Genomic DNA, 15027 nt, shown 5'->3' on the forward strand with positions numbered 1-15027 from the left:
GCTGAGTGACATGGACATTTCAAGCTTCACCGACACCTTCGACGAATGGACCGACGCAGCGCTTGAATGGGTAGGCGACAACGGCGAATCCCTTTTCGACTATGTCAGATGGGTTCTCGAGGGGCTTTACGATGGAATTCTCTGGCTTCTTGAACTCCCGCCGTTCTATGTCGTTGCGATCGTCGTGGCACTGGTTGGATGGCGAGTCGTCAATGCTTGGTTCGCTATCTTGAGCGGCGTCGCACTGATGCTCTGCTTCTCGATGGGCCTCTGGTCAGAGACGATGAGCACCCTCGCGCTTGTCCTAACGGCGACGGTGCTGGCGCTGGCGATCGGTATCCCGATCGGGATCGCGGCAGGTTTCTTCACGGCGCTGGATCGCTTCATGGAACCGGGCCTCGATCTGATCCAGACGCTTCCGCCTTACATCTACCTTCTACCGGCGATCGCCTTGCTCGGATATGGCCCCGCAACTGCCTTGATTGCCACCGTCGTGGTTGCAATGCCGCCGGCGATCCGGTTGACGTCGCTTGGCATTCGCATGACGCCGAAGGCGTTCATCGAATTGGGAGAAGCGAACGGTATCACGCCAGGCCAGATGTTCTTCAAGATCCGCCTGCCGTTTGCCCTTCCCAGCATCATGGCTGGCATCAACCAGAGCCTGATGATGGCGTTCGGAATGGTTGTCATTGCCGGGATTGTTGGATCAGGCGGTCTTGGAGAGACGATCTATGGCGCGATCCGGACGCTCGACATCGCGACGTCTATCAACGGGGCGATCGCAATCGTCGTCCTGACAATGGTTGTTGGTTTCCACGCGGAACTGATACCAACGAGCGCTAATCAAAACCGGTGCGCCCAGTCACGCATTCCAATCGACATGATCTTCCACGGCTGAGCGACCAGCTTGTTCCATGCGTCGCAGCAATGGGCGACGATGTCCTCGTAATCTTTGAAGATCCGGTTGGACAACCAGTTGTCACGCAGAAATTGCCACACGTTCTCGACGGGATTTAATTCGGGCGAGCGTGGCGGCAGGAAGAGCAGTGTGATGTTGTCGGGCACATCGAGCTTCGGCGTGACATGCCACCCCGCCTGATCAACGATCAGCACGGCATGAGCGCCGTCATCGACGGCCTGGCTGATTTCGATCAAATGCTGGTTCATGGCGCTGGTGTCGCAGTAGGGAAGAACGAGACCCGCACCTTTGCCCTTCTTGGGGCAGATAGCGCCGAAGATATAGGTCCACATCGTGCGTTGATCGTGTGGTGCCGAAGGCCTTGTTCCCCTGCGTGCCCATCGCCGGGTGATCTTGTTCTTTTGGCCTATCCGAGCTTCGTCGGCCCACCAGAGCTCAATCTCGACGTTCTTCGGGAGCCTGCCTTTGATGGCTGCCAGTGTGGCGGGGAACTTTTTTTAAAACTCTCCAGGTCGCCTTCGTTCTGGGCGTAATGGCGCGGGCGGGCAGACAGCTTTGCAAAGCCGAGCGCCTTCAATTCGCGGCCAATGGTCGTTTCATCGACGGATATCCGATATTCTTGGAACAGCCATTGAGCAAGATCCTTGCGCCGCCAGCGCACAACGCCATGCACCGCCGGTATCGGGCCACTTTCGACGATCTTTGCCAAAGCCTGGCGATGCACGTCGGAAAGCTTTCCTTGATTGCCGGGTGCTTTGCCATTGATGAGCCCCGACGGGCCACGCGCATTGAAGCGAATAACCCAGTCGCGGACAATTTGCAGGGTCACGCCTCCGATCCTGGCCGCATCGCTGCGGGAATGGCCATCATAGATTTCGGCAAGGGCAAGAAGCCGCCGAGCCTGTGCCGCATCCTTCGTGCCTTTGGCCAACGCCCGAAGAGCGAAGCCGTCGAAGTCATCGCGCAGTGGAATTCCTGATGTCATCCGCAAACCTCCGTTTGCGGTATTGATTCAGAACTCAACTGATTTGGAAACCTCAAAAAGAGTCAGAGATCGCTCACGCTGGTATGAGCCGGTTTTTCCACCAAGAAGTGAGCCACCTCTAAGTATGGTTTTCTGATCAGGATTTGGTCAAGGGATTGGCTTTTTCTCCTTTCTTCTGTGCTGCGGCAGCCGAGCTGGCTTTGAAGCGGAAGCTGTCGTTACCGGTTTCCAGGATATGGCAACGGTGGGTCAAACGATCGAGCAGAGCGGTCGTCATCTTGGCGTCGCCGAAGACGGTTGCCCACTCGCTGAAGCTGAGGTTGGTGGTAATCACGACGCTGGTCCGCTCGTAGAGCTTGCTTAACAGGTGGAAGAGTAGTGCTCCGCCTGAGGCGCTGAACGGCAGGTATCCCAACTCGTCCAGGATGAGCAGATCGAGGCGGACCAAGGTCTCCGCGATCTGGCCCGCCTTGCCTTTAGCCTTCTCCTGCTCGAGAGCATTGACCAGTTCGATGGTCGAGAAGAAGCGGACCTTTCGGCGATGATGCTCGATGGCTTGGATTCCAAGAGCGGTCGCGACATGCGTTTTTCCAGTGCCAGGGCCACCGATAAGGACAACGTTCTGCGCCCCATCCATGAACTCGCATCGGTGCAGTTGGCGCACGGTGGCCTCGTTGATCTCGCTGGCGGCGAAGTCGTATCCGGAGATGTCTTTGTAGGCTGGGAAGCGAGCAGCCTTCATGTGATAGGCAATCGAGCGGACCTCACGCTCGGCCATCTCGGCTTTCAGCAACTGGGACAAGATTGGCACGGCCGCATCGAAGGCGGGAGCACCTTGCTCGATCAGGTCCGTGACGGCCTGGGCCATGCCATACATCTTCAGGCTACGCAGCATGATGACGACGGCAGCACTTGCGGGGTCATGACGCATGACGACCTCCTACGATCCGGACCCGCAAGCCATCGTAGCGTTCTACATTGGCCTTGGGTTCGCGCAGCAGGGTCAGTGCCTGTGGCGTATCGATGTCGGGACCGTCGGTCGTCTTGCCATCAATCAGCCGATGCAGCAGGTTCAACACATGCGTTTTGGTCGCCACGCCTTGATCCAGAGCCAGTTCCACGGCCCTGACGACGACCTGTTCGTCGTGATGAAGCACCAGAGCGAGGATGTCGGCCATCTCACGATCACCGCCGGGGCGGCGAAGCATCTGATCTTGCAACTGTCTGAAGGCCAGCGGCAATTCCAGGAAGGGCGCACCATTGCGCAAGGCACCGGGTTTGCGCTGGATGACGGCAAGGTAATGTCGCCAGTCGTAAATCGTTCGTGGCGGCTTATCGTGGCTCCGCTCAATGACCCGCTCATGCTCGCATAGGATATTGCCCTCGGCCGCAACGACCAGTCTCTCGGGATAAATGCGCAGGCTGACAGGCCGGTTCGCAAACGATGCTGGCACACTGTAACGATTGCGCTCGAAGGTGATCAGGCATGTCGGTGAGACGCGCTTGCTCTGCTCAACGAAGCCGTCAAATGCGGGTGGCAGTGCCATTAATGCTGCCCGCTCATCAGCCCAAACATCTGCGATTGTGCCGGGCAAGGTGCCATGCGCCGTCTCCCGCCACAGGTCCTGGCAATGCTGTTCCAGCCAAGCATTCAATACCGCCAAATCCGGGAAGTCAGGCATCTGTTGCCACAGTCGTGGGCGAGCATCCTGGACGTTCTTCTCGACCTGCCCCTTCTCCCAGCCGGCAGAGGGATTGCAGAACTCTGGCGCAAAGACGTAGTGGTTCGTCATCGCGAGGAAACGGATGTTGACCTGCCGCTCTTTGCCGCGACCGACACGATCGACCGCCGTCTTCATGTTATCGTAGATGCCGCGACCAGGTACGCCGCCGAACACACGGAAGCCGTGCCAGTGGGCGTCGAAGAGCATCTCGTGCGTTTGCAGCAGGTAGGCCCTGACCAGAAAGGCCCGACTGTGCGACAACTTGATATGTGCGACCTGAAGCTTCGTGCGCTCGCCGCCGATCACGGCATAGTCCTCACTCCAATCGAACTGGAATGCCTCGCCTGGGCGGAAAGACAGCGGAACGAATATGCCGCGGCCCGCTGTCAGCTGCTCAGCCCGCCAGTCGCGGGCGAACGCGGCGACCCGACCATAGGAGCCGGTAAAGCCGAGAACCACCAGATCCGCATGAAGCTGCTTCAGCGTTCGGCGCTGCTTGCGCGACCTCCCGGCCTCGGTCTTCAGCCAGCCAGCAAGTTTGTCGGCAAAAGGATCGAGCTTGCTCGGACGTTCCGGTACCGTGAACGTCGGCTCGATCGTACCAGCGCTCAAATACTTCGCGATCGTGTTGCGTGACAGCCCAGTGCGCCGGCTGATCTCGCGGATCGACTGCTTCTCGCGCAGCGCCATCCGACGGATGATGTTTAAAAGTCCCATGTGGATCACTCCGTGGCCCCCGTCGCTCACCGCGTTGGGGGGAAGGTTCACATGGCTCAATTCTCAATGGAAATTATGCGCCTAACCGGCTCAGTTCTGCGTGGAAACCAACAAATGGTGCTCGACCGCATAACGCAGAGCGCGGCCCGGCTTGGAACAGGGAGGCAGTCATGAATCCTTCGATCTTGCAGTTTTCGCCAGGTGCTCTTCTTGCTCCGGCGGTTGATTGGTTGAACACGAACCTGCATCCACTGTTCTCTGCGATCAGCTATGTAGTGGAGGCCGTCCTGTCGGCGATCGAGGCCGCGCTACTTTCAGTGCCGCCCTATGCCCTTATTGCGATCGTCGTCCTTGCGGCCTTCTTTGCGGTGAATCTTCGAGCGGCAATCCTCGCGGGCCTCTGCCTGGGATTTTGCCTGATCGTCGGGTTGTGGACGGCGTCGATGCAGACGATTGCGCTCGTGACCGTTGGCGTTTTGATCTCCGTCCTGATCGCGTTTCCCATCGGTGTCCTCTGCTCGCGCCACAAGACGCTTGAAGCCGTTGTGCGACCAGTCCTCGACGTTATGCAGACTGTGCCGCCGTGGGTCTACCTGATCCCCGCGGTGATGATCTTCAGCCTCGGGCGCGTCCCGGCGATCATCGCCACGATCGTCTACGGCATTCCCCCGATGCTGCGACTGACAACATTGGCGTTCAACCAGGTGCCGCGCGAGTTCATCGAGCTTGGCAACGCGATCGGCGCCCATCCTCGTTCGGTGCTTTGGAAGATAGAAATCCCGCTGGCCAAGCAAACGCTGATGGTCGGCCTCAATCAATGCATTCTGCTTTCGCTGGCCATGGTCGTTCTGGCAGGTCTGGTAGGGGCGGGTGGACTTGGTGCCGAGGTGACACGTGGTCTGACCCGTATGGAAATGGGCTTGGGCTTGCGCGCGGGGCTCGCAATCGTCGCAGTCGCGCTCCTGCTCGACCGGCTGAGCCGCGGTCTTCTCAATCGCGACGGGGCGCTTCGGACGGCCTGACTTGAGGAGACGTATATGAGAAACAGCTTTTTCTGCATCGACGCGCGCACCTGTGGAAACCCGGTGCGTCTCGTTGCCGGCGGGGCGCCATTGCTACCGCATGCTCCCATGGGCGAGAGGCGCGAATTTTTTGTCCGCGACCACGACTGGGTCCGAAGGGCCTTGATGTTCGAGCCCAGAGGACATGACATCATGTCGGGAGCAATCATCTACCCTGCCTATCGGGATGACTGCGACTTCGCAGTCCTCTTCGTCGAGGTGAGCGGCTGCCTTCCGATGTGCGGTGCTGGAACGATCGGCGTCGTGACGGCCGCGATCGAGGAGGGCCTGGTGAAGCCCCGCACATCGGGGCGTGTTTCCATCGAAACCCCCGCAGGACGAGTCGATGTGAGCGGGTATGTGGACTCGGTGCGCCTCTATAATGTGCCCAGTTACCTGCACGAAGCGGATGTCGACGTGGATGTGCCTGGAATGGGGCGCGGAGGCAACTACTACGTCGTCGTGGAGCCTCAGGAGAACTGGAGCGGCCTCGACGGTATGACCGCGGCCGAGATTGTCGGCTTCAGCGGGAGGCTCCGGGACGCGCTCGCGGACATCTGCGACCCGGTTCATCCCGACGACGAAAGGATTGGCGGCGTCCATCACGCCATTTGGTGTGATCAACCCGTCAATGGGCGCTCCGATGGACGTTGCGCGGTGTTCTATGGAGACAAGGCGATCGACCGGTCGCCTGGTGGAACCGGCACCTCGGCACGTATGGCCCAACTTCATGGAAAGGGGCGGCTTGCGGTCGGCGCAAGCTACCGGCATGAAAGCCTGATTGGCACGGTCTTCGAAGGTAGGGTCGAAGCGGATGCCGACGTAGGTTCCGATAATGGAATCCTTCCGAGCATTGGCGGCTGGGCGCGAGTCATCGGCCACAACGCGATCTTCGTCGATGACCGGGATCCGCTTGCCCACGGCTTCCAGATCCAAGTGAATATCACGCTCCACCAGACAGGAGACCATCAAGATGAGACCTGAGGATTTTCGATCCGGAGAGGCTGCTGCGACCCCTAAGCAGCTCAGAGTCGGATTCGTCCTGGCACGGTCGTTCACTCTTTCGGCCTTTGCGCTGTTCGTTGACACCCTGCGTCTCGCAAGCGACGAGTTCGATCGATCCGGGCGTGTGCTCGCCGACTGGCAGGTACTCGGCAGCACGCGCCACCTCATCGCATCGAGTTGCGGCGTCCAGGTGGCGCCAACTTCTGACTTCGTTGATCCATCCCGGTTCGACTACATCGTGGTTGTCGGTGGTTTGCTGACGGTTGAACGGCCGGTGGACCTGGAGACGGTCGTGTTCTTGAAACGTGCTTCGTCACAGGGCGTGCCGTTGATCGGAATTGCACTGGAACCTTTATTCTTGCCGACGCCGGATTGATGGCAAGCCACCAGACCTGCGTGAGCTGGCTTCACGCAAAGGCCTACAAGGAGCGATTTCCCGGCCTTCCGGTGCGATCGGACCGGTTGTTCAATCTCGATCGGCGGCGTGGATCCTGCGCGGGCGGAAGCAGCGCGGCGGACATGGCAGCGCTGCTCGTGCGGCGCTACATCAGCCGGGAGGCCGAGCGTAATGCATTGGAAGTCCTGCAGATTGAAAAGGCTCGGTCGCCCGGAGACGTGCAGCCCCGCAGGCCGCTCCACGAGAATTACGACGACGACCGCGTAAGAGCCGTCATGATCACCATGGAACAAAACATGGAAGACGGCATATCCATACCGGCTCTTGCATCGTCCGTTGGGCTCTCACGGCGGCAGCTCGAACGGGTTTTCTTGGAGAAGGCCGGGATGTCACCAGCTCAAGCCTATAAACGTGTGCGAATGGAGAGAGCGAAAGTCTTGCTTGCCCGCTCGAAGCTTCCGATGATCGAGATCGCCCTCGATGTCGGCTTCGAGAACGCCTCCCACTTCGCGCGCGCCTTCAAGCGGATCTTCGGGGCGACACCCTCGCAGGTGCGCGCGACCTCGGCGCGAGCTCATTAGACATGCGATCGGTAGGAGTGATCAGAGAGCTCTGGCGCTATCCAGTCAGCTCACTAACCGGCGAAATGGTCGACGCAGTCAAGGTGTCCGGTGACGGAATGGACGGCGACCGGCGATATGCACTCGTCGACGTTTCGACGGGCGTCGTTGCCCATCCCGAGCGCGACAAGCGTTGGCAAAAGTCCGTTTATGTGAAGTCACGGACGGCGACGGACGGCACCGTCGAGATACAAGTGCCCGGTCATCAATGGCTCCCCGTCGATGAACCACAGCTCGCGGGCGGCCTAACGGCGTTCTTCGAGTTCGACGTGGCCGTGAGGCCTTATGAGCGCTCTGCGCACGAGAGCGCCGAGACGATCTTCGCGGTCGATAGGTACGAGGTGTCTCCTCTTCACCTGCTGACGAGCGCGTCGGTCGACCATCTGCAGTCGCTTCATCCGGCCGGTAGTCCCGACCGGCGGAGATTTCGCCCGAACATCTTTATGGAAGCGAAGGCCGGTATCAGCGGCTTTGCTGAACTAAGCTGGATCGGCGCGCCGATCCAGCTTGGCGAAATAACCGGAAAAGTGATCGCGCCGACGAAGCGATGCGGGTTCACCATCATTGCTCAGGAAGGACTGGAGAGCGATCCGGAAATCCTTCGAAGTGTGATGAAGTTCGGCAATCGAAACATGGGTGTCTACTGCCGCCCGAGCCAAGAGGGGTTGCTCCGGGTAGGAGATGTCGTGTCGCTCTCAGCGTGACGTCGTCGCAACTGGTTCGATGCCGGCTTCCTTCAAGGCTGCAAGCAGCGCCACAGGCACCTCGATCTCGCCAAGTTGATCGTCGTCGACGTCTTGTCTGGGAACGGTGACACCGGGCAGACCCCGGCGATATTGGGAACCCTTCTATCTCAACCGTGATCAACTGTGCGATTGCCTATGCCGACGCTTAACCGCAAAGCATCGAGGCGAGATCAATCAGGGAGACCACGGAGCGGTGGTCAAGCTTCTTCGTGCCGCGCTTGGCAACGAGCTGCCGAACCGTCAGGAAGCGAATCTCAAGGCGCTTCTGGAGCAGAAGGACGAGCTGCAATACGAATCGCGGGACGATGCCGAGCGTGCTCTCGAGCGGCTGGAGGAGTTCGTCGCCTGGGCTGAAACTCAGCTTCTGAAATAATGTCCGCTGCCCATCGAATAGCGGAAATCTACCAATTAGCGATGGTCAGTCTGGTGGCAGTCTCTACCTGAAGGTCAGAAGATCTAGGCGACGCTGCAGTTCGAGAGGTTGCGGTCAGCTCTCCGAGGGCGACGCAAACCGGAATCGGGTTTGCAGGTTGGGTGAGCGCTCTGCGGGACGCGAGACGCACGGATGCGTCCATATTCCCTGCTTCGATGGACCACAGCATTTACTTCGGTTCTCCCATCTGGCTCTACAGCCCCGCTCCTCCAATTTGGGAATTCATCAAAAGCAACGATCTTTCAGGGAAGAAAGTTGTCCTGTTCAATTTGATGAACAGCAAGTTCGACCAGAAATATATAGACGAACTTGCGGAATTGGTGAGGCAGAAGGGCGGTTCGCTCGAAGGCCACGATCCGCTCTACGAACTGGTTCTTGTACTTGCCTAGCCTCAACCATCTCCGGATGATCACTATTTGTTCCTGAATGACTTTCCGGGCGTTTTTCACGCCCGGAATTCTTTCGAATAGCTGTTCGCCAGTTTTGGCTTCGAAAATGGCCGGTTTTAGAGGTGTTTGGCCAGACCTAAGTTGGGTTTCTCAGAAAGACGCCGCCACAAGTCAGACGAGCAATCAAGAGCAGCCGCTTGTGCTTCCGCACGTGTCGCACTTCTCGCACGTTCCATTCCGCACCATCGTGAAGTTCTGGCACTCGGAGCACATGTTGCCGGTGTAACCCTGCATGATCGAGCGGGCGCGGCGTTCAGCCTCGACCTTCTTGGCTTCCGTCTTGGCCGAAGCGGCGTCGGCGGCAGCCTTGTCGGAGAAGAGGGCGGTTGCCTGCTGCTGGGTTTCGGTGGCGACCTCTTCGATCACTTCCTCGGCGATCTCTTCGGCCAATTCCCGAGCGCGCTCCTCGTAGTCGCGCTTGAAGGCGACGATTTCGGAGGTGGAGATGCCAACGGTCGGCTCGATCTTGCGGGCGGCTGCACCCGCAAAGGACGTGACCGTGGCACCGGAGGAGGCGCGCGCAGGAGCTGCGGTGGCGGAGCCCTTCGGCTCGCCAGATGTCTGACGCTCGTTGCCGGAGACGAGCGTCGGCTTGTAGCCGCGGGTCCAGCCCGTCGAAACGAGATTGGTCTTACCTTCCTGGATGCCCTTGCCGAGCGCCGTGTTCGAGAAGTCGGATGTGTCGACATGCGCCAGATCGTGACGGCCGAGGTAGGAAACGGCGAGTTCGCGGAACACGTAGTCGAGGATCGACGTGGCGTTCTTGATCGCATCGTTGCCGATGACCACGCCTGCCGGTTCGAATTTGGTGAAGGTGAATGCCTCCACATATTCTTCGAGCGGCACGCCGTACTGCAGGCCAAGCGAGATGGCGATGGCGAAGTTGTTCATCATTGCGCGGAAGGCGGCACCTTCCTTGTGCATGTCGATGAATATCTCGCCGATGCGGCCGTCGCCGAATTCGCCGGTGCGCAGATACACCTTGTGTCCGCCGACGGCAGCCTTCTGGGTATAGCCCTGGCGGCGGTTCGGCAGCTTTTCACGCTCGCGGGTAACGCGCTCGACCACACGCTCGATGATCTTCTCGGTGATGGTGACGGCCTGGGCTGCGACCGGCTGCTGCAGCAGATCCTCCATCGCATCGTCGTCGTTCTCATCTTCGATCAGCGAAGCGTTCAGCGGCTGCGACAGCTTGGACCCGTCGCGATAGAGCGCGTTTGCCTTGAGGCCGAGCTTCCAGGAGAGCATGTAGGCGCTCTTGCAATCGTCGACCGTCGCGTCGTTCGGCATGTTGATCGTCTTGGAGATCGCACCCGAGATGAAAGGTTGCGCGGCAGCCATCATGCGGATGTGACTGTCGACCGAGAGATAACGCTTGCCGATCTTGCCGCACGGATTGGCGCAGTCGAACACGGCGAGGTGCTCGTTCTTGAGGAACGGTGCGCCTTCGAGCGTCATCGCACCGCAAACGTGGATGTTCGCAGCCTCGATGTCCTTCTTCGAGAAGCCGAGGTGGTCGAGCAGGTTGAAGCTCACGTCGGCGAGCTGCTCGTCCGAAACCTTCAGGATGGCCTTCAGGAAATCTGTGCCGAGCGTCCACTGGTTGAAGACGAACTTGATGTCGAAGGCCGACTTCAGCGCGGCGTTGACGGCATCGACCTTCTCGTCGGTGAAGCCCTTGGCCTTCAGCGTCGAGGGGTTGATGGCTGGCGCCTGGTTCAGGTTGCCGTGGCCGACAGCGTAAGCTTCGATCTCGGCGATCTGGCTCTCCGAGTAACCGAGAGTGCGCAGCGCTTCCGGAACGGCGCGGTTGATGATCTTGAAGTAGCCGCCGCCGGCGAGCTTCTTGAACTTCACGAGCGCGAAGTCGGGCTCGATGCCGGTCGTGTCGCAATCCATGACAAGGCCGATCGTGCCAGTCGGCGCAATGACAGTTGCCTGGGCGTTGCGGTAACCGTGCTTTTCGCCGAGTTCAAGCGCCTTGTCCCAGGCGCTCTTGGCATGCGCAGCGAGATCCTGGTCCGGGTTTTCCGGATGGATGAGCGCAACCGGGTTGATCGACAAGCCCTCATAGCCTGATGCCTCGCCGTAAGCGGCGCGGCGATGGTTGCGGATGACGCGCAGCATGTTCTCGCGGTTCGGCTTGAACATCGGGAACGGGCCGAGCTCGGAGGCGATTTCCGCCGAGGTGGCATAGGAAATGCCGGTCATGATCGCCGTCAGCGAGCCTGCGATGGCGCGGGCTTCGTCGCTGTCATAGGGGATGCCCGAGGACATCAGCAGGCCGCCGATGTTGGCGTAGCCGAGGCCGATCGTGCGGTACTCGTAGGAGAGTTCGGCAATGCGGCGCGACGGGAACTGCGCCATCATCACGGAGATTTCGAGCACGACACTCCAGAGACGCACGGCATGCTCGTAGTCTGATATGTTGATGCGCTTGGTGGCCGCATCCTTGAACTGCATGAGGTTAAGCGAGGCAAGGTTGCATGCCGTATCGTCCAGGAACATGTATTCCGAGCACGGGTTGGATGCGCGGATCGGGCCGGCAGCCGGGCTGGTGTGCCAGTCGTTCATCGTCGTGTTGAAGTGCAGGCCCGGGTCAGCCGATGCCCAGGCGGCGTAGGAGATCGACTCCCAGAGATCGCGGGCCTTCAGCGTCTTCATGACCTTGCCGTCCTTGCGGGCGGTCAGGTTCCAGTCGCCATCGTCTTCGACTGCGCGCAGGAAATCGTCCTTGATCGAGACCGAGTTGTTGGAGTTCTGGCCGGATACGGTGAGGTAGGCTTCCGAATCCCAGTCGGTGTCGTAGGTCTTGAACTCGAGGTCCTTGTAGCCCTGGCGAGCGAACTGGATGACGCGGCCGATGTAATTCTCAGGAACCTGGTCCTTCTTGGCAGCGCGGATTTCGCGCTTCAGGGCAGGGTTCTTGTTTGGCTCGAAGCAATCGCCGTCATCGCCGCCGTCGCAGTTGACGCAGGCCTTCATGATCGCCTTGAGATGCTTGGCGACGACCTTGGAACCGGTGACGAGGGCAGCAACCTTCTGCTCTTCCTTCACCTTCCAGTTGATATATTCCTCAATATCCGGATGGTCGATGTCGACCACGACCATCTTGGCCGCACGGCGCGTCGTGCCGCCCGACTTGATGGCGCCCGCTGCACGGTCGCCGATCTTCAGGAAGCTCATCAGGCCGGAGGAACGACCGCCGCCGGAAAGTTTTTCGCCTTCGCCGCGCAGATAGGAGAAGTTGGAGCCGGTACCGGAGCCGTACTTGAACAGACGGGCTTCGCGAACCCAAAGGTCCATGATGCCGCCTTCATTGACGAGATCGTCTTCAACGGACTGAATGAAGCAGGCATGTGGCTGCGGGTGCTCATAAGCGGACTTCGACTTCGTCAGCTTGGCGGTGAACGGATCGACATAGAAGTGGCCTTGGCCGGGGCCGTCGATGCCGTAGGCCCAATGCATGCCGGTGTTGAACCACTGCGGCGAGTTCGGGGCGACGCGCTGCGTGGCGAGCATGTAGGCAAGCTCATCCCGGAAAGCAGAGGCATCTTCCTCGGACGAGAAATAGCCGCCCTTCCAGCCCCAGTAGGTCCAGGTACCGGCAAGGCGGTCGAAGACCTGGCGGGCGTCTGTTTCGGAACCGTATTGCTGATCCTTCGGAACGTCCTTCAGAGCCGCTTCATCGGCAACCGAACGCCACAGGAAGGAAGGAACGTCGTTTTCCTCGACCTTCTTGAGCTTGGCGGGAACGCCAGCCTTGCGGAAATACTTCTGCGCCAGGATGTCGGCAGCCACTTGGGAGAACTGCGCCGGAACATCGATATTCTCGAGGCGGAAAACGATCGAACCGTCCGGGTTCTTGATCTCGCTCGTCGCCTTGCGGAATTCGATATCCGCGTAAGCGCTCTGTCCTGCCTTCGTGAAACGGCGTTCTATGCGCATTTGCCTAACCTCTAGCTTGCGCGCCCCGTCCCCGTTTGACCAAGGCGCAAGTTTCCACCTCCGGCGGCGCCGTGAGGAGCGCAGCCAGTTCTCGTTTCCGTATCGTCACAGGAGTGTCATCGGAGATGTCTTTCCTGTATCTTGTGGTGATGGTGGCTGCAAACACTAAATATAGTATTAACAGCTTATTATCGCCAGCCCCCGATGTCACTTTTTGGAAGATAAAAATCGCGCACAAAGCCCCTCTTGGCGGTCGACCTTCATGGACGCAACACCCTGATTCTACGCTCGATTTTTGAAGAGAACCGGCCTCGTTAATTCCGGTCCAACTGCCGTAGCAACATCGGGACCCATTAAGTTGGAAACGCGCGATTCCGTCAAGGGGTTGTTTTTAACGAACCGTTCACCACAAGATGTTGTGGATCGGGCTGTGGAGAACGGGGAAAAGAAAGTCGTATAAGGAATTCAATAGGTTGCACCCGCTTATCCCCAGAGAGCGAAAAAAATCTAAGAAAAGTTGCGACCGTGTTGATTTGGTTGCAGCTTTTGGCGCGCAAATGGGCATGGCGATTCGTTGAGGCCAATTTCGATCACAATGCGTCGATCGCGATCGTCACCGTTGCGACACCTATCGGCTTTCCGTTTTCATCCTTGATGACGAAACTAGCCTGCGTTTCCAGTACTTGTGTCTGCTCATCGCGCTCGGCACGGTCGATGAATATCTCGTCGGACTGTCTCGCGAATGTTTTCAGGAACTTGTCTTCGTCGCCTTGCCAATAGTCGGTGGTCATCGTGCCCTGGCCGACGTTGAGCCCGTGACGATCGGTTACGAAAAATTCGATGATGGCGCCCTGCGAATCATCCTGCTTGGATTTGAGGTATCGCGACACCGGCTTGGCGAGCAGATGTCTGACCATCTGCCAGCCGCCGGCCTGGATTTCGGAGCGGTAGGTATTGTCCAGCACCTGGATGTCCATGTCGCTGACATTGCCGAACTTGGTGTTCTGCTCCTCGATCGCCTTGCGCACGATCGCGGCATTCACCATCGGCTTGACGACTGTCTCGACGTATTCCCGTACGACGGACACATAGGCCGGTTCCGCCCAAGCGGCCAAAGGCGAGAGACAGAGGCTCAGCCCGAAAGCCACCACCGTCCCGACGTAGCCCCAACGCATCATATTCGTTCCAACGTCGCGCCCTGCGACTATGCCTCTAACGCCAGTCCGCAACGCAACGCCGTTGCCGCGTTGGACTGTGCTTAGAAGAATAAGGTCTGCGTGCGCAGCGCGATAGCGGAATCCGATGTGTTAGTTAAACAAAGATTTGTGCAATTTGAGGTTGCAACCGGTCCGTCGGGTTCGCGGCGAGGCGCTCTCAGCCGCGGCCAGCCTTGGAGATCGGTTCCTGATAGGTGAACCCCATATCCCAGGGGAAGTAAATCCAGGTGTCCTGACTGACTTCCGTGACAAACGTATCGATCGTCGGCACGCCCTGCGGCTTCGCATAGACACACGCGAAGTGTGCCTTGGGCAGGATCGTGCGAACTTCCGAAGCTGTCTTGCCGGTATCGGTCAGGTCGTCGATGACTAGGACGGATACGCCTTCGTCAGCGGTCAGTTCCGGCGCGATGCCCTTGAGGAGTACCATTTCCCCCTGGTTCACATAGTCGTGGTAGGAGGCGACGCAAACCGTTTCGATCAGCCGGATGTTGAGTTCGCGCGAGATGATTGCCGCCGGCACGAGACCGCCGCGCGTAATGCAGACGATCGCCTTGAAATCGCGCTTGAGGCCGGCGAGACGCCAGGCGAGTGCGCGCGCGTCTCTGTGGAACTGATCCCAGGAAACGGGAAAGGCTTTATCGGGAAGGGACATGGTTTGCTCCGCGGCATGAATGATGAGACGCCGTTTGCCGGCGGCCGGACGAGGCATTCCGCGATCGGCCAAACGCAAATCGCGCAGCCGAGACTGCGCGATAGGAGGACCGAAGCCGGAGCTCGTCATCGGTCGCCGCAATTAACGGATT

At 59.2% G+C, this 15027-nt stretch carries 11 protein-coding genes and 1 pseudogene; 6 read left to right on the forward strand and 6 right to left on the reverse strand.

Annotation, left to right across the window (positions count from 1 at the left end):
- Positions 1-10: 10 nt before the first annotated feature.
- The gene (locus WGT02_RS10105) at positions 11-898 is read left to right on the forward strand and encodes a proline/glycine betaine ABC transporter permease (protein WP_225039628.1); all 888 of its coding nucleotides are present in this window, start codon (positions 11-13) and stop codon (positions 896-898) included.
- Here WGT02_RS10105 and WGT02_RS10110 read toward each other — a convergent pair.
- The 3 genes from WGT02_RS10110 to istA all read right to left on the reverse strand — a co-directional run bounded on the left by WGT02_RS10110 (position 844) and on the right by istA (position 4345).
- A protein-coding gene (locus tag WGT02_RS10110) for an IS630 family transposase (RefSeq protein WP_208245220.1) occupies positions 844-1904 on the reverse strand; the annotation gives its coding sequence in 2 pieces (ribosomal slippage) (positions 844-1412 and positions 1412-1904; 1062 coding nt in all). The genes WGT02_RS10105 and WGT02_RS10110 overlap by 55 nt on opposite strands.
- A gap of 136 nt (positions 1905-2040) precedes the next feature.
- Positions 2041-2835 (reverse strand): IS21-like element helper ATPase IstB, encoded by a 795-nt coding sequence (istB, locus tag WGT02_RS10115; protein WP_208245060.1) that lies wholly within the window; start codon positions 2833-2835, stop codon positions 2041-2043.
- Complete coding sequence (gene istA / locus WGT02_RS10120; RefSeq protein ID WP_208180357.1) at positions 2825-4345, reverse strand: IS21 family transposase; 1521 nt, start codon at positions 4343-4345, stop codon at positions 2825-2827. The genes istB and istA overlap by 11 nt, the downstream gene beginning before the upstream one ends.
- Before the next feature lie 170 nt (positions 4346-4515).
- On the opposite strand from istA, the gene WGT02_RS10125 reads away from it, so the two are divergent.
- The 5 genes and pseudogenes from WGT02_RS10125 to WGT02_RS10145 all read left to right on the forward strand — a co-directional run bounded on the left by WGT02_RS10125 (position 4516) and on the right by WGT02_RS10145 (position 8547).
- Complete coding sequence (locus WGT02_RS10125; RefSeq protein WP_024317856.1) at positions 4516-5367, forward strand: proline/glycine betaine ABC transporter permease; 852 nt, start codon at positions 4516-4518, stop codon at positions 5365-5367.
- Positions 5368-5382: 15 nt separating this feature from the next.
- Positions 5383-6390 carry a 4-hydroxyproline epimerase gene (locus tag WGT02_RS10130; RefSeq protein ID WP_208248112.1) on the forward strand — a complete coding sequence of 336 codons (1008 nt, stop codon included), beginning with the start codon at positions 5383-5385 and terminating at the stop codon, positions 6388-6390.
- Positions 6380-7389 (forward strand): annotated as a pseudogene (locus tag WGT02_RS10135) (GlxA family transcriptional regulator). Before WGT02_RS10130 ends, WGT02_RS10135 begins: the two are co-directional and overlap by 11 nt.
- Positions 7390-7406: 17 nt before the next feature.
- Positions 7407-8132 carry an MOSC domain-containing protein gene (locus tag WGT02_RS10140; RefSeq protein WP_162392077.1) on the forward strand — a complete coding sequence of 242 codons (726 nt, stop codon included), beginning with the start codon at positions 7407-7409 and terminating at the stop codon, positions 8130-8132.
- Between the two features lie 235 nt (positions 8133-8367).
- On the forward strand, positions 8368-8547 hold the full coding sequence (locus tag WGT02_RS10145) for a hypothetical protein (protein ID WP_225039630.1): 180 nt from the start codon (positions 8368-8370) through the stop codon (positions 8545-8547).
- 632 nt (positions 8548-9179) lie between these two features.
- Here WGT02_RS10145 and WGT02_RS10150 read toward each other — a convergent pair.
- From WGT02_RS10150 to gpt, 3 genes are all read right to left on the reverse strand, one after another.
- A complete protein-coding gene (locus tag WGT02_RS10150) occupies positions 9180-13004 on the reverse strand; it encodes a vitamin B12-dependent ribonucleotide reductase (protein WP_024317861.1) in 3825 nt (1274 codons plus the stop codon).
- A gap of 590 nt (positions 13005-13594) precedes the next feature.
- Positions 13595-14182, reverse strand: coding sequence for a PDC sensor domain-containing protein (locus WGT02_RS10155; protein ID WP_208248110.1), 588 nt, complete (start codon positions 14180-14182; stop codon positions 13595-13597).
- A gap of 196 nt (positions 14183-14378) precedes the next feature.
- Positions 14379-14876 (reverse strand): xanthine phosphoribosyltransferase, encoded by a 498-nt coding sequence (gene gpt / locus WGT02_RS10160; protein WP_024317863.1) that lies wholly within the window; start codon positions 14874-14876, stop codon positions 14379-14381.
- Positions 14877-15027 lie beyond the last annotated feature (151 nt).

The organism is Rhizobium sp. T1470 (assembly GCF_042140505.1).
GTDB lineage: Bacteria > Pseudomonadota > Alphaproteobacteria > Rhizobiales > Rhizobiaceae > Rhizobium > Rhizobium favelukesii.